Here is a 22081-nt window from a genome sequence, read left to right as displayed (position 1 = left end):
TTTCGTCAGATGGAAAACAACGAAAATCAAATCAATATCGAGTTGAATGAAGAATTGGCAGAAGGAGTCTATTCCAACCTGGCAATCATCACACATTCACAAGCAGAATTTGTAGCGGATTTTGTACAGATGATGCCCGGAATGCCGAAGGCAAAGGTGCGTTCAAGAGTGATTATGTCGCCGCAAAATGCAAAACGCCTGATGCGCGCTTTGGCTGAAAATATCCAGAAATACGAGCAGCTGAACGGAGTCATCAACGACTCGGATACACCGCCGTTCCCGCCTATGAATTTCGGAGGAACAAATAACAAGGCATAAAGAAAGTTCAACTATTCAAAAGGTTCAAAGTGTTTAAACCGGAATTATGGAACCTTTGAACTTTTTGAACATTTTTGCCCCTTGAGAATAACTCTCAGGTAAAATTCTATACACAACTTCTCTTAAAATTGTTGTAGAATTGGTTTTAGCTGTTATTTTTGTACAAACGCTTATTGGATGACGTCTGAATTGAAATCTTTAATTGAACAGATTGGCGCGAAATCTCGTCAGTTGCACCAGTCTTTGGTGGCTGAAAGAGAACGCGTTCGTTCCATGACAGATGAAATTAACCGTCTTAATGCTGAGATTTCTGAGTTTCAGGATCAAAAAAAATCACTGGAGCATGAACTCCGGGATTTGAAAACAGAATTAAGCCAGGTGCGTGAACAAGTTCAGGTACAGCCTGTTTCAACAAATACTGTTGAAATTGACGTACTTGTGAAAGAGATTGATTTCTGCATTCAACAATTAAAAATAGCGAATGAGTAAAGTGTCTTTAAAAGTAGTGGTGGCAGGCCGCACGTATCCTTTGACAGTCCAGGAGTCGGAAGTGGAGAAGGTACAACGTGCTGCTGAGGACATTAACAAGGCCATCAAACAGCTACAGGATAACTTTGCGGTTCGCGATATGCAAGATTTACTGGCAATGACAGCTTTGCAATTGTCTACCAGAGGAGCAAAAGCATCCGCAGGTGCAGCAACTCCGCCACCTCCTCCGGAGGCAGATTATTCGGAAGCTACAGCTGCTTTGAAAGCGCTTTCGGACGATCTGGACGCATTGAATTGATTGGAGTAACTAACGCAGATTTTCGGTTCTCACTTGTTTACGACGCATCCCCGTAAGCAGTGGGATTTTTTTATTTAAGAAACTATGGTAAATGTAATTATTGGAGCATTGATCGGATTGATCGGAGGTGGTGTAGCCACATTCATCATCCAGAACACAATGCTCAGGAAACGAAAAGAACAAATCTTAAAAGAAGCCGACCTCGAAGGAGAAGCCATGAAAAAGGATAAAATCCTTCAGGCAAAAGAGCGCTTCCTGAAACTGAAAGAAGAGCACGAAGAAGGTGTCAAAGAGCGTGAAAGACGCATGCAGTCAGCGGAAGACCGGGTGAAAAACAAAGAGAAATCACTGACGCAGAAAATCGAAGAAGTTTCCCGCAAAGAGAAAGAAACAGACCGCTTGCAAGGTGAACTGGCAAGCAAGATCGAACTGAATGAAGTACGCCACCAGGAATTGGATAAAATGCACCAGAAGCGCGTTGCTGAGCTCACAAAGATCACAGGGATGTCGATCGAAGAAGCGAAGAACCTGTTGATGGAGTCCTTGAAAGACGAAGCCAGAACAGCGGCGATGGCACACATCAAAGAAATCACGGAAGAAGCAAAACTGAACGCAAACAAAGAAGCAAAACGTATCGTGATCCAAACGATCCAGCGTGTGGCTTCCGAGCAGGCAGTTGAAAATGCTGTTTCCGTATTCAACATCGATTCGGATGAAGTCAAAGGACGGATCATCGGTCGTGAAGGACGAAACATCCGTGCGCTGGAAGCAGCTACAGGAGTGGAGATCATCGTAGACGATACCCCGGAAGCAATTATTCTTTCCTGCTTCGACCCGGTGAGAAGAGAAATCGCACGTTTGGCACTGCATCAATTGGTTTCAGACGGACGTATTCACCCGGCGCGTATTGAAGAAGTGGTTGCGAAAACGAAAAAATCACTCGAAGAAGAGATTGCAGAAACCGGTAGAAGAACCTGTATCGACTTAGGAATTCATGGATTGCATCCGGAATTGATCCGGATGGTCGGACGTATGAAATACCGTTCCTCTTACGGACAAAACCTGTTGCAGCACAGCCGCGAAGTAGCCAACTTGTGTGCGATCATGGCTGCTGAGCTGGGATTGAATGTGAAAGTAGCAAAACGTGCAGGATTACTCCACGATATCGGAAAAGTGCCTGATGAAGAACCGGAATTGCCACACGCGATCCTGGGGATGAAACTGGCAGAGAAATATGGTGAAAAACCGGATGTATTGAATGCAATCGGGGCGCACCACGACGAAATCGAAATGACGACATTGATTTCGCCGATCGTTCAGATTTGTGACTCCATTTCCGGAGCACGTCCGGGAGCACGCCGCGAAGTGGTGGAATCTTACATCAAGCGAATCAAAGACCTGGAAAACCTGGCTTTGTCATACGACGGTGTAAATTCAGCTTACGCGATTCAGGCAGGACGCGAATTGCGCGTGTTGGTTGAAAGTGAAAAAGTAACCGATTTGCGTGCAGATGAATTGTCATTTGCAATCTCTCAGAAAATCCAAACCGAAATGACCTATCCGGGTCAGGTGAAAGTGACGGTGATTCGTGAGAAACGATCGGTGAATTACGCGAAATAGTTTCGATACGGGGCAGACGCAAGTGAAGCCTTGGTGTAATGAAAATGTACGTTGATATTGACAAAGAAGGAATAATATTTAATGGGATTTGATTGTGAATACACCCGCTGAGATTATACAAAAATTAAAAGATAAAACCATTCTGGTGACCGGCGGAGCCGGTTTCATCGGATCCAATTTGACAGAGGCGCTCCTGAAAACAGGCGCCTCTGTTATCGTTTTGGATAACCTCGAAACAGGACTTCAATCCAATATTGACCGTCTTTCCGCTTATGGGAAATTTCGCTTTGTGAAAGGCGATATCTGTCATCCGGAAGATTACCGGGAACTGCTGCAGGAAGTCGATGCGATTTCCAACCAGGCGGCGCTGGGATCTGTTCCGCGCTCCATTGAGTTTCCATTGAATACGCACCGCGTAAACGGAACCGGTTTCCTGACCATTCTGCACGAAGCAAAACAGGCAGGCGTGAAACGCTTTGTATATGCCAGTTCGTCTTCTGTTTACGGTGATTCGACAGCTTCTCCCAAACACGAAGGGCAAGAAGGAAATGTATTGTCTCCTTACGCGGCTACCAAGCAGTTGAATGAGGAATACGGACGGGTTTACCACCAGCTGCACGGTATGGAAACCATCGGACTGCGTTATTTCAACGTATTCGGGCCGTACCAAAACCCGAACGGTGTTTATGCGGCGGCGATTCCGAAATTTCTCGACAAAATGCTGGAAGGCGGAGAGATCGTTGTAAACGGCGACGGAGAGCAATCGCGTGATTTTACCTATGTGCGCAATGCGATCCATGCCAATATGCTGTCCCTCATTTCTGAAAACGAAGCGGCTTTCGGACAAGTCTACAACGTAGCTTGTGGTCGTAGTTTAACACTGAATAACGTGATTCAAACCCTTCAGGATGGACTGAGATCTCTGGGAAGAGAGCCTTTGAACACGATTACGTATGGTCCGCCGAGACAGGGAGACATCAAAGATTCATTGGCATCCACGGCAAAAATGGAACGTTTCCTGGATTACAAACCGATTTATACCTTTGAAGAAGGGATTCAGGAATACCTCAGGCACGTGCTGCAAATTCAATAGGACCTACCAACCCGCCTGATTACGAACGAAAACATGACTCATCCGAATAGACTAAAACTCAATACCCTGTTTGTCTTCCTGTTGATTTTTACATTGATAGGGGGAAGCCATATGGTTGTCGGATATATCGGCGGAGTTGAATGCTCTGCTTATCGTTTTGTCCTGGCGGTCACAATGGTGTATCTGTTGGTCACGAAACAATTCAGTTGCTATACCGGCCGATTCTCGAAATACCTCTTTTACCTGTTTGTTGTCTGGTTCCTCTATGGCGTTGTTTCGCTGTGCTGGGCGCCTGATCTCATGCTGGGGATCAGGGAATTGTTTTACATGGGAGTGGGAATCAGTACTTATCTCGTCTTGTTTTCATTTTCCCGTTTTGAAAGCGCTTTTGAAAAGCTGTTCGAAAAAGTCTGGACAATCAGTTTCATTGCTGTGATCGGTTTTCTGTGTTTCGAGATGCTCACCCAGCGTCATTTGAAGGGAGAATACCTGCAAAAACTAGCGGAACTGGGTGCTTTTCACCGAACGAACTTCATTCCCATATTTACCTTCATCAACCAAAATATCCTGGGAATTTACTTTTGTCTGTCGATTATTTTCTCCGGTTTTTTCCTCCTGACGAACAGAAACACGATGCTGCATGTTGTCATGATCCTCGTTTCATTTGATTTCCTGCTTCTGACCGAATCCCGCTTAGGAGTTTTGTGTGTTGTTCTCTTGCTTTTAGTGACACTTTTCCTGTTTGCATTTCGAAAAATCCGGAAAGGAATCCCCGCGTCATTCACGCGAAAACACGTTTGGCTGGTGATGCTTTTACTGACTTTCAATACCGTATTGATTGCTTCCGAGATGGAATTCCTGGATTCCAATTCTGAGCTTCAATTCCGTACCTGCGGAGAGCCGGGGAAAGTGTACCGGGAAGTTGGACAGAAACTGGATCAGCGCTTAAAGGAAAACGGGAAGATTTTGCTTTCCAGCGGGGAGGCATTGCAAAAACAAGATACGCTGAAAACAGACCGGGTATTTGTGATTGAACAGCACGCATACCTGAAATTATTGAACGGAGATACTGTGAAATTACAGTTGAAGCAGATCAACCCGGAGTTGCGCAAGGCCATTTTTATGGGGAATAACAAACTGCTGATCGCTTTGCTGTTTGCACTTCTGGCGATTTTACTAACGGCTTACCTGGTCAATTACCGTTTTGAAAAATACTCCGTTGTATCACTTGTTTTCTGTGTAGGTTTGTTCCTGGTGGTGCTTTTGCCTGCCAATTCCTATGAATACCCGTTCAAAAGATACAAACAGATCATGCTGGCAGAAACCGGAACGAATCTGGACAAATTGGAAGCTTCAGACCTGGGAATCATTTCCTCGGACGCCGCGACGGGAGAATTGTTACTGACCGGGAAACCCCTCAAGGCATTTCTCTATTCCAAAGGTGGAAAGCAGGAAAACGGGGTGACTTTGGCAGAAAAACTGAATAGCAACGATGTGCGGAAAAATCAGTTCCTGAACGGATTGGACTACCTGGAGAAATCCCGTTTCATGGGGCTGGGAGCAGGAGGTTTTCAAGCCAGCAACCTGAAGAAAATGAACAAATACCCGGACAACGGTGTCGTGGGAGCGCACAATTTCATGATCGAAATCCTGTCTCAGTACGGAATTCTCATTTTTTCACTGCTTGCATCCATGTTCGGATGGATCATCTTCAGACTGGTTCGGGCATCCGGCAGAGGTTGGTGGGATTCGAAACATTTTTTAGTTTTGTGGCTGCTGATAGCCCTGGTTTTTATGGGGAATGCAAATTCAACTTTTTTATCCCTTCCGATCAACTGGTTTTTGGTCGCGTGTGTATTCATAGTTGCAAATGAATTAATGGAATCAAGGAAAGAACACCCATGAAAATAAACATCAGACAGTCTCCGTTTGCGCAAAATGTACTCGTCCTGTTAACCGGATCGGTCATTTCGCAGATTCTGCCTTTCCTCATGCTTCCGATTCTTCAGAAGTACTTTTACACACCAGCCGATTTTGGAATCCTGGCGGTTTTTATTTCCATGTGTGAAGTGTTTTCCGGAATTGCTTCGTTGAAAATGGAGTTTGCCATCGTGGTGCAGAAAACAATCCGGAATGCCATCAACGTAGCATTTGCTGCTTTGAAAATCACGGGAATCATGACACTGTTGTCGTTGATTGTCGTGTTGCTGTTCAAACGGGAATTGAGTGTGTATTACAACGAACCGAGGCTGGCAGATTACCTGATTTTATTACCGTTGTATGTTTTCCTGGTGGGGGTGAACGACATTTTATCCTACTGGTTTAACCGAAAAAAGAAATTCAGTACCATTTCCTCATCGAAAGTCGTACAAACTTCCTTTGCTGAAGGGATCAAATTCGGATTGGGGTATTTGGGAACCAGCTACGTAGGTTTGCTGCTCGGAAGATTACTTGGCTTTCTGTTCTCAGGAATCTACCTGATCTGGAGATTTGTCAAAAAAGATATTCGTGCCCTGAAGCTGATCCGTAACAAAACCAGCAACCGGCTGATCAACGAAAACAAACGGTACGTGTTTTTCACCACTCCGGGAGTATTCGTCAACAGCCTGATCAATTTAACCTATCTGAACCTGTTCATCAGCTATTTTGGGAAAGATGTAGCAGGATTGCTCGGAGTGTCGATGACCTATCTATCGGCAGGATTCGGGGTGATTTCCATTTCCTTCTCGCAGGTGTTTTTCTCCAAAGTATCGGAGATAGCAGACTCACACCACCTGCTCCGGGTGTATAAGAAATTTGCCGGACAGCTTGCTCTGATGGCGCTGATTCCACTGGCTGTGATCTACCTGATTCCGACCAAACTGGTGGTGTACCTGCTCGGTGCCGAATGGAACCAGTTGATGGAAGTCGCACGCATTATGGCCATCTGGTTGAGTATTTGGTTTGTATCTTCTTCATTGTCATTTATTTATATCCGTTTAGGTCGCCAAAAGGAAATGTTGTTATTTGATTGCGTACATTTGTTATTGGTAATAATTGGTTTTTTTGCAGCAAGATGGATAGACACATCTTTGACCAGCGCATTATGGGGTTTTTCAATCAGCCAGTCGCTGTATTATTTGTTCGCAATCTTTATTGCTGTTTATTTCATTAAAAAATCAAAAGAGGCTTAAATAAATGCACATCCTTATACTTGCTTCCGGTTATCCTACAGCTTATTCGGTAAACCAGGGAATTTTTTTCCGGGATCAGGCCGAATCCCTGGCGCGGAATAAAGCAAACCAGGTTGCGGTGATCGCAACAGTTCCCGTATCGATCAAAGCCGTTTTGAAAAAAAGAATCTGGTCTTTCGGGGCACAAAAGAGCGTGAAGAACGATGTGAGAACGGTTGTTTACACCTTTTTGAACCTTCCGAAAGTGCACCGCTACCGCATGCTGAAATCCCGGAAGGAGGCACTGAAACTGATCGACGACTATATCCGGGAATTCGGAAAACCGGATGTGATCCACCTGCACGGATTCCAATCCGGATTGCAAGCCGTGGAAGCCAAAAAGAAATACGGAATCCCGTTTGTGGTGACCGAACATTCCACCCAATTCATCGACAACATTGTGGCACCGAGCCTGGAGCCGTTTGCAAAGACGGTTTTTGAACATGCCGATGCTGCTATTGCGGTGAGTGTGCCTTTTGCCGAAATCATGACGAAGCGTTACGGAAGACCCTTCCAGTATATTCCGAATGTGGTCGATACGAACATCTTTCACATCAATCCCAACCGGAAAGAAAATCCGGAATTTACCTTTTTCAACGCCGCGGCTTTTGTGGTGGAGAAGAACCAGCCCATGTTGTTGGAAGCATTTGCCAGCGTTTTGAAGACTTTTCCTGATACGCGTTTGCGTCTTGCCGGAACCGGCCCGAATGAACAGCAGGCAATAGCATATGCCCAAGAATTGAATCTGGATGGAAAAGTGGACTTTTTGGGAGTCCTGCCCCGACCGGAAATCGTGAAGGAAATGCAGCAAACCGATGCGTTTGTACTTTCCAGCAAGGTTGAAACCTTCGGAGTGGTACTGATTGAAGCCCTCAGCTGCGGAAAGCCCGTGGTTTCTACCAAATGTTTCGGTCCGGAGTCGATTGTGACTTCCCCGGAAGTAGGAATCCTGTGTGAACAAACGGCTTCTGATCTGGCTTCTGCAATGGAAGAAATGATCCGGAATCGCGCTGCGTACAACGAAAATGTGATCCGGAAACATGCCATCGACCAATTTTCAAATGACGTGGTCATCAGCCAGCTGATGGAAGTATATCAAACAGTTGTTTCTAAATCTAATGCTTGATTCAAATGTGCGGAATTAGTGGAATTGTAAACAGAAAAGGAAAAATAGAATCTGAGTCGGAGATTCGGAGAATGAATCAGCTCATTGAACACCGCGGGCCTGATGGCGACGGAATATACTGCTACAACAACGTGGCACTCGGACACCGCAGACTGGCGATCCTCGATCTGTCGGAACTGGGAAAACAGCCGATGCATTGGGGAGAGAAATACACGATTGTCTTTAACGGAGAAGTGTACAACTACATCGAAATCAGGGAAGTGTTGCTTGCAGCAGGCTACGCCTTTCAATCCGAATCAGATACGGAAGTGATTCTTGCAGCCTACGACAAGTGGGGGAAAGACTGCGTGAGCCGGTTCAACGGAATGTGGTCGTTTGTCATCCTCGATAAAGAAAAAAATACGCTGTTTTGTAGCCGCGACCGCTTTGGAATCAAGCCGTTTTACTATACGATTTCGGAGGAATCGTTCCGTTTCGGGTCGGAAATCAAACAACTGATCTCCGAACGGCCGGTGATCAATCTTCCCGTGGCGCTGGATTTCATCATTTCAGCGATGGAGGAAGCAACCGATGAAACCTTTTTCAAAGGAGTGGTGAAGCTGACACCGGGACACAACCTGGTTTACGACCTGGAAAAAAATACGTACCAGATCGAAGCCTTCTATTCCTTACCGGATGAAGCACCTGCAACAAAAAATCCCGATTCGATCGGAAGCTATATTTCCCTGCTGGAAGAAAGTGTGAAACTGCGCATGCGTTCGGACGTGCGTGTGGGAACCTGCCTGAGCGGCGGACTCGATTCCAGTACGGTGGCAGCACTTGCAAGCAAGAATTACAATTACCAGGAGCAATTCTACGCCATTCATGCCAAATCCGAAGAAGCGGCAACCGATGAAAGTACTTACGCCGGAATGGTTTCCGACCACCTGAAACTGAACCTGAAAACGGTTGTTCCGGGCTATCCCGATTTTGAAAGCAATATGAACGACGTGATCTACACGCAGGAAGAACCCTTCGGGAGTCCGTCGGTATTCATGCAGTATTTTGTGTTCAAAGAAGCGCGTAAAAACAATTGTATCGTGATGCTGGACGGGCAGGGCGGAGACGAAACTCTTTTAGGATACGAACGCTATTATCCGGCGCTGATCCGCAGTCTTGGGGTTTTCCAGCGACCGAAAGCCCTGTTGAATTCCAAAAAGAATTCGCGCCTGAGTATGCTGGAAGCAGTCAAATACATGCTGTATTTCGGGAATTACAAAAGCCGTTTGAACCGCGTGAAGCGCAGAGCCGGTTTCATTCGTCCGGCATACCTGGAAAACTACCAGTCGGAAGCACTGAGAAAAGTGTCCGAAAGCTATTCCGACGTCCGGAAAATGCAAAAAATGGAATTGACGCGAAGTCAGTTGCCGCATTTGTTGCGTTACGAAGACAAAAACTCGATGAAACATTCCGTTGAAGCCCGCTTGCCGTTTATCGATTACCGGGTGGTGGAATTTGCGTTGAATATGGAAAACGAAGCAAAAATCCACGACGGCTGGACAAAATATGTGCTCCGCAAAGGAATGTCGGGACTCTTACCGAAAGAAATCGTTTGGAGAAAAAACAAACTGGGCTTCAATGCTCCGGAAAACCTGTGGCTGGAAAAACATGCCGCTGAAATGGAAAAAGTGATCCGGGAATCAGCTATTTTTAACGCGATTGCCGATGTAGAAAAACTCGATTTGAATCAGCTGGACAAACGCATGCGCTGGAGAATTTACAACCTGGCAAAGTGGGAATACGTGTTCAACGTTCAGCTTGCATCGAAAACAGAAACCAATGAATAAACCAAAAGTCTGTCATTTTACTTCCGCCCATAAACCGGATGATATTCGAATCTATCACAAAGAATGTACTTCACTGGCTGAAGCGGGATATGATGTTTCGTTAGTTTCTGCTTACGAAGCGTCCGGCCTGGAAGGTGCTGTGCGGGTCGTTCATACCGGATCCGGACCAAGAGGAAGAATCAGCCGGATGCTGTTTACCGCAAAAGAAGTGTATAAAACGGCAAAGCAGATCGATGCCGATATTTACCATTTCCACGACCCGGAATTGCTTCGTTTTGGTTTGAAACTGAAACGCCGTGGAAAAAAAGTGATTTACGATGCGCACGAAGACGTGCCGCGCCAGATCATGGCCAAATTCTGGATTCCACGCGTATTCCGGAAACTGATTTCGGTGTGCTTTGAAAAATATGAGAATTATGTCGCAAAGCGTTTGAGTGCTGTGGTCGTTTCAACGCCCCATATCCGCGAGCGCTTTATTCAAATCAATCCGCGCACCATCGATGTGTGCAACTATCCGTTGATGAATGAATTGATGGAGCCAACCAGTTGGGATGACAAGCAGGACGAAATTTGTTACGTAGGCGGAATTTCCGTTGTCAGAGGAATTCGCGAACTGGCAGATGCGCTGGCCCTGCTTCCGGATTTGAGGCTGAACCTGGCGGGAAATTTTTCAACCGGGGAACTGGAAGAAGAAATCCGTGCAAAAGCAGCCTGGAACCGCGTAGAATTTTACGGATATGTCGGAAGAAAAGAACTGCTGTCGATTTTCCAACGCTCCAAAATCGGGATGGTGACCCTGTTGCCGACCCCGAACCACATGGAATCGCTTCCGATCAAAATGTTTGAATACATGAGCGCCGGAATCCCGGTCATCTGTTCGGATTTCCCGTTGTGGAAAACGATTGTGGGAGAAAACAAATGTGGCGTTTGTGTAGATCCTTCAAACCCGGAATTGATCGCATCGGAAATTCAGCGCATGTTGAGTCAGCCGGAAGAAGCCCGGAAAATGGGCGAAAACGGGCGAATCGCCATCCTGGAAAAATTCAATTGGGAGATCGAAAAAAAGAAGCTGTTCAACTTGTATGAAACACTTTAAACGATCCATCCAATTTGGTTAAATTCGTACGATAACTCATGAAAGGAACAGGAAAATGATTCAGCGGATCAGGGAGTCGGACTTCATACGAAACATATTGGTGCTTTTCAGCGGTTCGCTTCTTTCGCAGCTCATTCCATTTTTTGTGTTGCCGATTCTTCAGAAATACTTTTATTCACCGGCCGATTTCGGTTTGCTGGCTGTGTTCATTTCATTCTCCGAATTATTTTCATCGGTGGCTTCCGGTAAACTGGAATACGGGATTGTGCTGCAGGATCGGGAGAGACATGCAATCAATTTGTTCTTCGGAGCCTTGAAAATCGTGTTGATTGTTACGGTCATCAGCAGCATCCTGGTATTGATTTTCCGTGATTTCATTTCGAATTACCTCGGCGAACCACGCTTAAACAGTTACCTGTTTTTACTCCCGGTCTACATTATTTTCTTCTCCATCACCGATTTGTTTTCCTACTGGAACAACCGGAAAAGACGCTTCAAAGTCATTTCGTGGGCAAAATTGGTTCAAACCGGGACATCGGAAACAGTTAAATTACTGGCAGGGGTAATGCATCTGGGCGTTTTCGGGCTGATTTTAGGCCGTTTGTCGGGATTTATCGGTTCGGTGCTGTATTATGTCCGTGGTTTCCTGAAACGCGACAGCAGGGCTTTAAAACTGCTGGATAACCAAATCAGCAGGGAAACGGTTCGCGAAAACAAAAAATTCCTCTTGTTTACCACGCCGAGCGTGTTCTTGGGAAACCTGATCAACGTCGTGTACCTGCAATTGTTTCTGGTGTATTTCGGAGAAAAAATGGTCGGGATCATCGGCGTTTCCATGACATATTTATCTGCCGGATTCGGTGTTGTTGCCGTTTCCTTTTCGCAGGTGTTTTATTCCCGGCTGGCGGAAACCAAAAGCAAGGAAGATTTATTGCGCATGTACATCCGCTTTGCTAAAAACCTGGCTTTGCTGGCCTTCATACCGGTAGCAGTAGTGTACCTTATTCCGGGAAGATTTGTGGCGAATATCCTGGGCGAACAATGGATTGAATTGATGCCGATTGCCCGGATTATGGTCGTTTGGCTCGCAGCATGGTTTGTGTCTTCCTCGCTGTCGTTCATTTTCATTCGTTTGCAAAAACAACAGGCTTTGTTGTATTACGATGTCCTTCACCTGATCGTCATTGTGAGCGGATTCTTTATCGGTCGGTCTTTTTCAGACCAGGTAGAATCTGCTTTGTGGGGATTCAGCATTGCGCGTTGTGTATTCTACATCTTCGTGATCGGAGTGGCCATCCGCATGATCAAAAAGGCAGATGAGAATACTTTGTAAAACGAAGCCGCGAAATGTGTAATTTTTACCCTGTTTATTGACGGAAATCGAATGGTTGTTATTGTAGATTACGGATCGGGAAACCTGGGGTCGATCAGGAATATGCTCAAAAAGATTGGGTTCGATGCGATTATTTCATCCGATCATCACGTGCTGCAAACAGCTGAAAAACTCATCCTTCCCGGAGTCGGATCTTTTGACCAGGGAATGCTTAGCCTCGAAGAAAGCGGTTTGATTCCCATACTGAACCAAAAAGTGCTGGAGGAAAAAACGCCTGTTCTGGGAATTTGCTTGGGAATGCAGCTCATGACCAAACGAAGCGGGGAAGGAAACCGCAGCGGTTTAGGGTGGTTTGATGCGGAAACGATTCGTTTTGACCCATCGAAAACAGCTCAGAAATATCCTGTTCCGCACATGGGCTGGGAATATGTGTTTGAAAAAAACAAAAGCCCGCTGCTGGACGAAATGTATGCAGAACCGAAATTTTACTTTGCGCATTCCTACTGGGTCAAATGCCAACATCCCGATGAGGTGATTTTAACCAGCCGCTACATCCACGAATTCGATTCCGCAATTCAAAAAGGACATATCCTGGGCGTGCAGTTTCACCCGGAAAAAAGCCACAAATACGGAATGAAGCTATTGTCGAACTTTATGACTCATTTCTGATGGCGATTCCAAGAGTGATTCCTGTTCTACTATTGAAAGCTGGCGGACTGGTCAAAACCGTGCAGTTCAAAAACCCGGTTTACATTGGTGATCCCCTGAATGCCGTGAAAATCTTCAACGAAAAAGAAGCCGACGAACTGATTTTCCTGAACATTGATTCCGACTCGATTCCCTTTGATTTTTTGCAGGAAATTGCAGAAGAATGCTTTATGCCGCTGGCATATGGAGGCGGAATCAAAACCGTCGAAGACATCCGTGCAGTGCTGAAAATCGGGATTGAGAAAGTGGTGATCAATTCGGCGCTTTTTGAAGATCTGGGGTTCATTCGCGAAGCTGCGGATCAATTCGGAAGTGCAACCATTGTAGCTTCACTGGACGTCAAAAAGAACCTGTTCGGTAACTACGAATTATATGCTTCAGGCGGAAAAGTGCGGGTAAAAAAAGATCCGTTTGCTTTTGCGCGCGAACTGGAACAGGCCGGAGCAGGCGAACTCATGCTACAATCCATTGACCGCGAAGGAACGATGAAAGGATACGACCTGGAATTCATTTCCCGCATCAGCGAAATGGTCAATATCCCGGTGATTGCCTCCGGAGGAGCAGGTTCAACAGAAGATTTCGGAAATGTAGTTCGCCAGGCAGGAGCTTCAGCAGCAGCAGCCGGTAGCTTGTTTGTGTTTCATGGAAAACACCGCGCCGTTTTGATCAGTTATCCGGATCAACAGGAACTGAAACGGATTTTTAGCCGGAGTTCAGACTAAATTAAGGATGTTCTGCCTTTTTCTTTTTTCCGAACTGATATCCTAAAATAAACTGGAGATCATACGCGAAATCCTTAACCACTTTGTGGTGTGATTCATAACCACTACCTGAGCTATAACTGTCCGTCAGTTCAAGGGTATTTCCGAACCGGTAGTAATAATTAGATTTTAATCCCCATGAAAAATCTCCGACTTGATAATTGAAACCGATACTTCCGGATAATCCGGGTTTGAAAATATGCAAGGGGCGATCTTCATAATATTCGAGGAGATTATACATTTCATAATCAGGTTTTAGATAATCAATCCTTGGTCCGATTCCAATATAAAATTGCGTTTTCCGATTGATGATATAATAATTTACACTTGCTCCCAGGCAAGTATTGTTAAATGTAACCCGTTTGCCATTGGACACATAAGGTAAGCTGGCAGATATTTTTCCCCCGCTGTTAAAATTGGATGCTGTAGCTGCTATGGAAAAACGATGCCACTGTTTGGTTTCGTAGCCAACAGAAATAGAGGTGGAAACAATTGGATCCAATGACATGGATTGATCGTAGTGATAGTCATAGTAAGAAGAATAATAAGATTTGCTCAGGTGAAGATGAGAAACCATGATTCCGGACGTATAAAAAATACGCTGGCTTAGCACAACTGGTGTTTGGAAAAGAAATATAAGAACGAATAAACGGTACATCATAAGTAATGGAATATGAAATTAACGAGAACCCCGGCATGTTCCTTTATACTGGTTTTGTTCGTAAGAAAACAGAAGGTTTATAAATAAGGAATCATGCGAGAAATAGCCGGTATTTTCCGGAATAAAAATGAAAGGAGAAACCAGATAATCCGGATAATCTTGATTACTATCATCCCGCAAAGCAGTTTGTTCCGGAATGATTAGCTGGTTTTCGTAAATATGACAGATCACTTTAATCGGTTTCCCATTGAATTTCTTTTGGTTAGCGTAATTCAGTATATAATAAGTGTTTTTGACTTTGTGAGCTTTTACCAGTTCGACGGTGTATTGACTATGGGTGAACGTTCCGCTGTTGTAGGGATCTTCAATTGAATCTTCGACACTGAATGCACCATAGGCACAGGATCCGTTATCATGTTTGGCGTCTGATGAATAGTTGGTTGCATTTGGATTGGTACACCCTCTTTTTTGACAGGATTGAATGCAGATTACTGATAAGATGAGAAAAAGAAAGGTATATCGTTTAAGCCGCATAGGGGATTTAAAGTTAAGCGATTTTGTCAAAGACATCTTGATTTTGATTCATCCATAGAACGCAGTTTAACCCCGCTTATTTTGTCTGCTCCGATCATTCATCTGGACAAGACGCAATTATTTCCTAAATTCGTAGAATGAAACAAGTCAGCTTCGGACAGATTTTCTCCCTTTATCTCGGATTGTTTGCCTTTGGTTCGTTGGTTTTTCCAAAACTGACGGCACTTTTGGTGATTCTCCTGCTCGTTTTGGTCGTAACAGGCTACGTTCGAAAGGAAATCAGCTGGAAACTGAGCCGTCCGGCATTGTTCATGATGCTGCTTTACCTGGCATATTTGGTCGGGGTTTGTTTTGCTCATGAACTGTCAAACGGATTGAAATACGCGGAATACAAATTGTCCCTGCTGCTCATTCCCCTACTGCTTTCTGTAAAACTGAAATCTGGGTTGAAATTTCAATACCCGGTGATCGGAATGATGGCAGGAACGCTCGTGTTAGCGGGAGTGGGGATTATGAGCGCCTGTAATTGCTACGAGCGCAGTCACTGGTTCATGTTTTGTTTTTCGTCCAGCTACATTTCTCCGGTTCACCACCCGAGTTACTTTTCCGGGTTTCTCCTGTTTGCAACCTGTTGCGCCTGGTACGGATTCCGGCAGAAATGGAAAGGATTTTCACTCGCTACAGTCATTCCGTATTCGCTTTTTGCCCTTGTATTCTACTTCTTCTGCCTGAGTTTGGCAGCCATGTTGTTTTTGGGAATCATTCTGACTGCCTGGGTCGTTTACCGGATTTATAAGCGATTCGGGAAATGGGTAGCGCTTTCGGTGACGTTGCTCGGTCCGTTTATATTGTTCCTCGTCCTCAGCAAGCTTCCGGGAATCAAAGACGACGTCAAAGTATCGAAGGAAGGATTTTCAGAATACGTTTCCAATCCGCAGGCATTTTTGAAAAAGCGTCTGGATGACGAATCCATTCCCGGAAACCAGAAACGCCTGGTGATGTGGACGGTGACAACCGAATTGATTTTGGAGCACCCGTTCGGTGTCGGAACCGGAAATGTAGATGAATACCTGTTCGGAAGACTGAATAAATATGGTTTCCACCAGTTGGTAGCCGACGACCTGAATCCGCATAACCAATATTTACAGACTGCGCTGGAAATCGGAATTGTTGGATTACTGCTGCTGTTCGGACTGATTGGGTCGTGTATCTATAGCGCAATCAAACACCGGAACCTGTTGTTATTGATAGCGATTTCTGGTTTGGCCTTCAACATGCTCTTTGAATCCATGTTGCAGCGCCAGTCAGGAGTGGTGTTTTACTCCTTCTGGATTCCGGTTTTAATGATCCTGATAGCAGATACTCAACGAAAACAAGTCGATGGAAAAACGGCCTAAAATAGTGACGGTATTGGGTGCGCGTCCGCAGTTTATCAAAGCGGCAGCCTTATCTCATGTCTTGAAAGAAGATTTTGAGGAAATACTCGTTCACACCGGCCAGCATTACGATTCCAACATGTCGGATGTTTTCTTTGAAGAACTCAAGATCTCCAAACCGGATTATCATCTGAACGCCGGTGCGGGTTCCCACGGAGCCATGACGGGAAAAATGCTGATCGAAATCGAAAAGGTACTGGAGATCGAAAAGCCTGATTTTGTATTGGTTTACGGCGATACGAATTCGACCCTTGCAGGAGCGCTTGCAGCTTCGAAACTGCTGATCCCGGTGATTCATGTGGAAGCAGGTTTGAGAAGCTTTAACAAAGCCATGCCGGAAGAACAAAACCGCATCCTGACGGATCACGTGTCGGATTTACTGTTTGTACCGACACAAACCGCAGTGGAACATTTGAAGAAAGAAGGAATTACGGAAGGTGTTCACCTGGTTGGAGACGTGATGTATGACGGAATGCTTCATTTCTCCGGAATTGCACGGGAGAAAAGCACGATTCTCGCGCAGTTGAACCTGCAGGAAAAGCAATTCCTGCTTTGTACGATCCACCGGGCGGAAAATACCGATGATCCGGATAAACTGAAGACAGTATTCCGGGCTTTGGGTAAATCGGGAGAACAGATTGTACTTCCCCTTCATCCCCGAACGCTGAAATGTGTGGAAGAATACGGAATCCCAATTTCGAAAAACGTACGTATCATAGAGCCGGTTGGGTATCTCGACATGGTTCGCCTGGAAGGAGCAGCGAAAAAGATCCTGACAGACAGTGGCGGAATCCAGAAGGAAGCCTTCTTTCTGGGAGTTCCCTGCATCACCCTCCGGGAAGAAACCGAATGGGTCGAAACGGTTGAAAATGGCTGGAATACCTTAACGGGAACTTCCGAATCACGGATTTTGGAGGCTATTGTGGCGTTTGATCCAAAGACAGAAAGAAAGCATCCTTTCGGGGACGGAAAATCCGCACAGCGAATCCGGGACCGGATCAAAAGGGTTGGGGCAGGTGCCTGAAATTCTGTATTATTGTAGCAAAAATTGCTTGTTAAAAGCACCAGAGATAAAATAGGAACGAAGAGAATGGAAAATAAAAAAAGAGTGCTTGTTTTGGCACCTCACACGGATGACGGTGAGTTCGGATGCGGAGGAACGATTGCTAAATTCATTGAAGAAGGACATGAGGTTTATTATGCGGCTTTTTCGGCATGCCAGCAATCCGTGCTTCCACAATTTCCGTCCGATATTTTAATTACGGAAGTCAAAGCAGCGACAAAAGTGCTTGGGATCAAACCTGAAAACCTGATCCTGTTCGATTACGATGTGCGCACATTCGGTTACCGCCGTCAGGATATCCTGGATGATTTGATCAAGCTTCGTTCTGAAATTAAACCGGAACTGATCTTCATGCCGGATTTGCAGGACGTACACCAGGATCACGCAACCATCGCAACGGAAGGTTTGCGCGCGTTCAAATTTTCGTCCATCATGTCATACGAACTGCCTTGGAATAACCTGTCGTTTTCCACTTCCAGTTTTGTGCATTTGAGCGAAGCACACGTACAAACGAAAGTCAATGCGCTGAAAGAATACCAATCCCAGGCACACAGACCTTATTCTGACGAAGATTTCTTGCGATCCGTAGCCAGAACACGAGGTGTGCAGATCGGGACGAAATATGCTGAAGCATTTAATATTGTTCGCTGGATAATTAATTGATATGATTCGATTGGAAGAAGTTCGGAGTTTCCTGCAGTCTGTTTCGGAAGACGGTAAGAATGGTTGGGAAATGACTACCATCCGTTCCATAGATGATGCAGCATTTGATGCATCGTCGCTGGGTTGGTGTTCCGACAAAAACAAAGAAATGCTCACCGGATTAAAGGGAGGAAGCGTGATTGTCAGTAAAGCAGTTTATGCTGAAATGAAAGACAGCTTACCGCAACTCGGACTCATTCCGGTTGAAAAACCCCGAAGTGCTTTCTTAAAAGTGTTGCAGGAGTTTTTCGCGGAGAAAAAGACCTACGGGTTCATTCATCCGACGGCTTCTATCGATCCGTCAGTGAAATTTGATCCGAATACCGTGTACATCGGAGCAAATGTGGTGCTTGGAAAAGCCTGCGTTTTAGGAAACCGTGTAACGATCGGAGCTAATACGGTGATTCATGCACAAACCGAAATCGGTGATGACTGCACGCTGGGGTCGAACAATACGATCGGCGGAGTAGGCTTCGGCTACGAACTGAACGAAGAAAATGAATACGAACTGATGCCGCATATTGGAAACGTGGTATTGAAAAATAAAGTAGAGATCGGGAACAACGTCTGCATCGACCGGGCGGTTTTGGGTTCCACGCTGCTGGAAGAAAATGTCAAAGTCGACAACTTGGTTCACATCGCACATGGCGTGAAAATCGGTAAAAACAGCCTGATCATTGCCAATGCGATGATTGCAGGAAGTGTGGAAATCGGGGAGAGCGTGTGGGTGTCTCCGTCAGCTTCCATCAGGCAAAAACTGCAGGTTGGAGACAATGCGCTGGTCGGATTGGGAAGTGTAGTGGTTAAAAATGTAGCTGCAGACAGTGTGGTGGCAGGAAATCCGGCAAAACCGTTCGAGAAAAAATGAAGCTTGCCGTTGTGATTCCCTGTAGAAATGAAGTGCGCAACATCGCGGAATGTATCGAAGCGATTTATGCATCCGATTTACCTGAGCATGCTGAATTGGTGGTCAATGTGGTTGATGGAAAAAGCAATGACGGAACCCTGGAACTGCTTCAAAATCTTCAGGCGAAGCACCCGGGACTGCAGATCATTACCAATGAAAAGCAACTAACGCCTTACGCCTTCAACCTGGGAATTTATGCTGCGAAAGACGCGGATTATTACCAGATTATCGGAGCGCGCCAGGTGGTTTCACCAAACTATTTGAAAGATGCCGTTGCGGCGCTGCAAAATAACCCGGAAATCTGGTGTGTGGGCGGTGCGGTCGACAATGTTTATCTCAACGAAGAAGGAAAAATGATCGCAAAAGCGATGGGAACTGCTTTCGGAATGGGATTGGGCAATTTCCGGACCTTGAGTGAATCCGGATTCGTGGATACAGTAGGAACTCCGATGTACCCGGCCTGGGTTTTTGAGAAAATCGGCTATTTCGACGAAGAACTGATCCGCAACCAGGACGATGATTTTAATTTTCGTGTCACGAAAGCCGGCGGGAAAATCTGGTACGATGCATCGATCTCGTTGAAGTATTATGTTCGCGGAAGCATCAGCCAGTTGTGGAAGCAGTTCATGCAATACGGTTACTGGAAAGTATACGTCAATAAAAAACACAAAGCGGTGACTACGCTCCGGCAATTGGTTCCGCCTTTGTTTGTACTTTTTCTAATCCTGCTTCCGTTCTTGTTCCTGGTTTGCAACCTGCTTGGATTTATCGGTTTGTCCTTCCTTGGTATGTATGTTCTGCTGGGACTTTTGGTCACTTCGCGTGTGGCAGCAGACGTGCGTGAATTTAACCGCATTTTCGTGATTTTTCCCATCCTGCATATCAGCTATGGCTGGGGATATCTGAAAGGAATTGCAACCTTCCTGATAGCTGGCCGCAAACCCGGAGATAAGTATAAAAACATGTCGCGATAGTAGATTATTGCGTAATTTCGTCTCAAAAAAATAAGCATATGATTCCGTTTTCCCCCCCGCGTATTGACCAGCGTGTCATTGACGAAGTAGCAGCTGCTTTAACTTCCGGCTGGATTACAACCGGCCCGAGAACGAAGTTGTTTGAGAAGCAGTTGACTGCATATTGCGGTAACAAAACGACTGTTGCCGTGAGTTCCTGGACTGCCGGGATGGAATTGTTGCTTCGCTGGTGGGGAATCGGGCCTGGAGATGAGGTCATTATTCCGGCAATAACCTATTGTGCGTCTGCCAATGTAGTGATTCATACCGGGGCCAAACCGGTGATGGTGGATATCAACCCGGATGATTTCAATATCTCATTAGCAGCGATTCGAAAAGCGGTGACTTCCCGTACGAAAGCAATTATGCCGGTAGACATTGCCGGTTTCCCGTGTGATTACGACGGAATTTATGAGATTGTAAATGACCCGGAAATCAAAAAACTATTTCAGCCGAATTCGGAATACCAGGAAAAACTGGGAAGAATCCTGGTGGCTGCAGATGCGGCGCACTCGTTCGGTGCAACATACAATGGAAAACGCTCCGGAAGTCTGGCAGATGTCAGTGCTTTCTCCTTTCACGCGGTGAAAAACCTCACCACAGCAGAAGGTGGAACAATGACGATCAACCTGCCGGATGATTTTGATCACGAGGAAATCTATAAAGAATTGTGCATTAAAATCCTGCATGGTCAGAGTAAAGACGCATTGGCAAAAGCTCAAAAAGGAAACTGGCGCTACGATGTAGCCGAACCCGGATTCAAATGCAATATGACGGATTTACAAGCTGCCATCGGACTGGTGGAACTGGATCGTTTCCAGGAAAACCTCGACCGCAGAAAAGCAATCTGCCTGGCGTATAACGAAGGATTAAAAGGTGAATCCTGGGCGATTCTTCCGAAAATGAAAGATGAAAAGCGGGAAACCTGTTATCATTTGTATCAACTCCGAATTGCAGGTGCTTCGGAAGCACAGCGCGATGCGATTATGCAGGCTATTTTCGACCAGGATGTTTCCGTGAATGTGCACTTTCAGCCATTACCGATCCTGACAGCTTATAAAAAGATGGGATACAACATGTCGGACTACCCGGAAGCATGGGACAAGTATTCCAATGAAATTACGCTTCCTGTTTACTTCGATTTGACCGACGAGCAGGTGCAAACAGTGCTTCATGCTGTGAAAACAGCCGTAAAACAAGTGCTGGGATAATGAAACGCTTGTTTGATCTCCTGGTTTCACTGCTCATTCTGTCGGTTTTTCTTCCCTTCGGAATCCTCATTGCGCTGGCTATTGTTTTGGAAAGTCGGGGCGGAGCGTTTTACCGTCAGGAAAGAGTAGGACGTAACGGTATTCCCTTTAAACTGTGGAAATTCCGCACCATGCGTGTGAATTCGGATAAACTGGGAAAGTTGACGGTTGGAATGAGAGATCCGCGGATTACACGTGTGGGATATTTTATCCGCAAATCGAAACTGGATGAATTTCCGCAGTTTTTGAATGTGCTGACGGGAGAAATGAGTATTGTCGGTCCGCGCCCGGAAGTGCAGGAATACGTGGATTTGTATACGGAAGATCAACGCCGGATCTTATCGGTTAAACCCGGAATTACGGATTATGCTTCGCTGGAATACTTCAAGGAAAACGAATTGCTGGGGAAATCTGAGAATCCACGGGAGACGTATATCCGGGAGATTATGCCGGCAAAGATTGAGTTGAATAAAAAGTATATCGCCAATCCGACTTTGGGTCAGGATATCCGGATCATGTGGCAGACATTTTTGAAGATGATTCGCTAAAAATGACTCTAGAGGACTAGATTTTACTGAGGGTTCGCTATATGGCGATATGGCAATTTCGCGAATTTGAACCAGCGAAAAAAACGG

At 45.6% G+C, this 22081-nt stretch carries 22 protein-coding genes; 20 read left to right on the top strand and 2 right to left on the bottom strand.

The annotated features are described in order from the left end of the window. Nucleotides 1-9: 9 nt before the first annotated feature. The 13 genes from ABDV94_RS17150 to ABDV94_RS17090 all read left to right on the top strand — a co-directional run bounded on the left by ABDV94_RS17150 (nucleotide 10) and on the right by ABDV94_RS17090 (nucleotide 13841). The gene (locus ABDV94_RS17150; protein WP_343748445.1) at nucleotides 10-318 is read left to right on the top strand and encodes a DUF3467 domain-containing protein; all 309 of its coding nucleotides are present in this window, start codon (nucleotides 10-12) and stop codon (nucleotides 316-318) included. 177 nt (nucleotides 319-495) lie between these two features. Further along, nucleotides 496-807, top strand: a complete 312-nt coding sequence (locus ABDV94_RS17145; RefSeq protein ID WP_343748444.1) for a hypothetical protein — start codon at nucleotides 496-498, stop codon at nucleotides 805-807. Beyond that, nucleotides 800-1105: a cell division protein ZapA gene (locus tag ABDV94_RS17140; RefSeq protein ID WP_343748443.1), complete on the top strand. Its 306-nt coding sequence runs from the start codon at nucleotides 800-802 to the stop codon at nucleotides 1103-1105. Before ABDV94_RS17145 ends, ABDV94_RS17140 begins: the two co-directional genes overlap by 8 nt. Nucleotides 1106-1189: 84 nt before the next feature. After that, nucleotides 1190-2725, top strand: coding sequence for a ribonuclease Y (gene rny, locus ABDV94_RS17135; protein WP_343748442.1), 1536 nt, complete (start codon nucleotides 1190-1192; stop codon nucleotides 2723-2725). Between the two features lie 94 nt (nucleotides 2726-2819). Continuing rightward, on the top strand, nucleotides 2820-3818 hold the full coding sequence (locus ABDV94_RS17130) for an SDR family NAD(P)-dependent oxidoreductase (protein WP_343748441.1): 999 nt from the start codon (nucleotides 2820-2822) through the stop codon (nucleotides 3816-3818). A gap of 33 nt (nucleotides 3819-3851) precedes the next feature. Further along, nucleotides 3852-5723 (top strand): O-antigen ligase family protein, encoded by a 1872-nt coding sequence (locus tag ABDV94_RS17125; RefSeq protein WP_343748440.1) that lies wholly within the window; start codon nucleotides 3852-3854, stop codon nucleotides 5721-5723. After that, nucleotides 5720-6991, top strand: a complete 1272-nt coding sequence (locus ABDV94_RS17120; RefSeq protein WP_343748439.1) for an oligosaccharide flippase family protein — start codon at nucleotides 5720-5722, stop codon at nucleotides 6989-6991. Before ABDV94_RS17125 ends, ABDV94_RS17120 begins: the two co-directional genes overlap by 4 nt. 4 nt (nucleotides 6992-6995) lie before the next feature. Then, nucleotides 6996-8156, top strand: a complete 1161-nt coding sequence (locus ABDV94_RS17115) for a glycosyltransferase (protein ID WP_343748438.1) — start codon at nucleotides 6996-6998, stop codon at nucleotides 8154-8156. A 5-nt stretch (nucleotides 8157-8161) separates the two neighbouring features. Further along, entirely contained in the window at nucleotides 8162-9982 is a 1821-nt protein-coding gene (gene asnB, locus ABDV94_RS17110) for an asparagine synthase (glutamine-hydrolyzing) (RefSeq protein WP_343748437.1), read from the top strand. Further along, a complete protein-coding gene (locus ABDV94_RS17105) occupies nucleotides 9975-11078 on the top strand; it encodes a glycosyltransferase family 4 protein (RefSeq protein ID WP_343748436.1) in 1104 nt (367 codons plus the stop codon). Before asnB ends, ABDV94_RS17105 begins: the two co-directional genes overlap by 8 nt. A gap of 55 nt (nucleotides 11079-11133) precedes the next feature. Continuing rightward, complete coding sequence (locus ABDV94_RS17100) at nucleotides 11134-12411, top strand: oligosaccharide flippase family protein (protein WP_343748435.1); 1278 nt, start codon at nucleotides 11134-11136, stop codon at nucleotides 12409-12411. A gap of 51 nt (nucleotides 12412-12462) precedes the next feature. Further along, a complete protein-coding gene (gene hisH / locus ABDV94_RS17095) occupies nucleotides 12463-13080 on the top strand; it encodes an imidazole glycerol phosphate synthase subunit HisH (protein ID WP_343748434.1) in 618 nt (205 codons plus the stop codon). Then, the gene (locus tag ABDV94_RS17090; RefSeq protein WP_343748433.1) at nucleotides 13080-13841 is read left to right on the top strand and encodes an AglZ/HisF2 family acetamidino modification protein; all 762 of its coding nucleotides are present in this window, start codon (nucleotides 13080-13082) and stop codon (nucleotides 13839-13841) included. Before hisH ends, ABDV94_RS17090 begins: the two co-directional genes overlap by 1 nt. A gap of 1 nt (nucleotide 13842) precedes the next feature. Here ABDV94_RS17090 and ABDV94_RS17085 read toward each other — a convergent pair whose 3' ends face one another. Further along, nucleotides 13843-14541 carry a hypothetical protein gene (locus ABDV94_RS17085; RefSeq protein ID WP_343748432.1) on the bottom strand — a complete coding sequence of 233 codons (699 nt, stop codon included), beginning with the start codon at nucleotides 14539-14541 and terminating at the stop codon, nucleotides 13843-13845. An 18-nt stretch (nucleotides 14542-14559) separates the two neighbouring features. Further along, entirely contained in the window at nucleotides 14560-15075 is a 516-nt protein-coding gene (locus ABDV94_RS17080) for a hypothetical protein (RefSeq protein WP_343748431.1), read from the bottom strand. A gap of 137 nt (nucleotides 15076-15212) precedes the next feature. Between ABDV94_RS17080 and ABDV94_RS17075 the strand changes: the two genes are divergently transcribed. The 7 genes from ABDV94_RS17075 to ABDV94_RS17045 all read left to right on the top strand — a co-directional run bounded on the left by ABDV94_RS17075 (nucleotide 15213) and on the right by ABDV94_RS17045 (nucleotide 21994). Continuing rightward, nucleotides 15213-16472, top strand: coding sequence for an O-antigen ligase family protein (locus ABDV94_RS17075; protein WP_343748430.1), 1260 nt, complete (start codon nucleotides 15213-15215; stop codon nucleotides 16470-16472). Next, entirely contained in the window at nucleotides 16456-17535 is a 1080-nt protein-coding gene (gene wecB, locus ABDV94_RS17070) for a UDP-N-acetylglucosamine 2-epimerase (non-hydrolyzing) (protein ID WP_343748429.1), read from the top strand. The genes ABDV94_RS17075 and wecB overlap by 17 nt, the downstream gene beginning before the upstream one ends. A 66-nt stretch (nucleotides 17536-17601) precedes the next feature. Then, a complete protein-coding gene (locus tag ABDV94_RS17065; protein WP_343748428.1) occupies nucleotides 17602-18237 on the top strand; it encodes a PIG-L deacetylase family protein in 636 nt (211 codons plus the stop codon). 1 nt (nucleotide 18238) lies between these two features. Further along, complete coding sequence (locus tag ABDV94_RS17060; RefSeq protein WP_343748427.1) at nucleotides 18239-19144, top strand: UDP-3-O-(3-hydroxymyristoyl)glucosamine N-acyltransferase; 906 nt, start codon at nucleotides 18239-18241, stop codon at nucleotides 19142-19144. After that, nucleotides 19141-20157, top strand: coding sequence for a glycosyltransferase family 2 protein (locus tag ABDV94_RS17055; RefSeq protein ID WP_343748426.1), 1017 nt, complete (start codon nucleotides 19141-19143; stop codon nucleotides 20155-20157). The genes ABDV94_RS17060 and ABDV94_RS17055 overlap by 4 nt, the downstream gene beginning before the upstream one ends. Before the next feature lie 38 nt (nucleotides 20158-20195). After that, nucleotides 20196-21407 carry a DegT/DnrJ/EryC1/StrS aminotransferase family protein gene (locus ABDV94_RS17050; RefSeq protein WP_343748425.1) on the top strand — a complete coding sequence of 404 codons (1212 nt, stop codon included), beginning with the start codon at nucleotides 20196-20198 and terminating at the stop codon, nucleotides 21405-21407. Then, entirely contained in the window at nucleotides 21407-21994 is a 588-nt protein-coding gene (locus ABDV94_RS17045) for a sugar transferase (RefSeq protein ID WP_343748424.1), read from the top strand. Before ABDV94_RS17050 ends, ABDV94_RS17045 begins: the two co-directional genes overlap by 1 nt. Nucleotides 21995-22081: the final 87 nt, after the last annotated feature.

The sequence above is a fragment of the Fluviicola sp. genome, from assembly GCF_039596355.1.
Lineage (GTDB): Bacteria > Bacteroidota > Bacteroidia > Flavobacteriales_D > Crocinitomicaceae > Fluviicola.
Note: the sequence above shows the minus strand (reverse complement) of the source record. Positions and strands in the feature narration are given on the sequence as shown.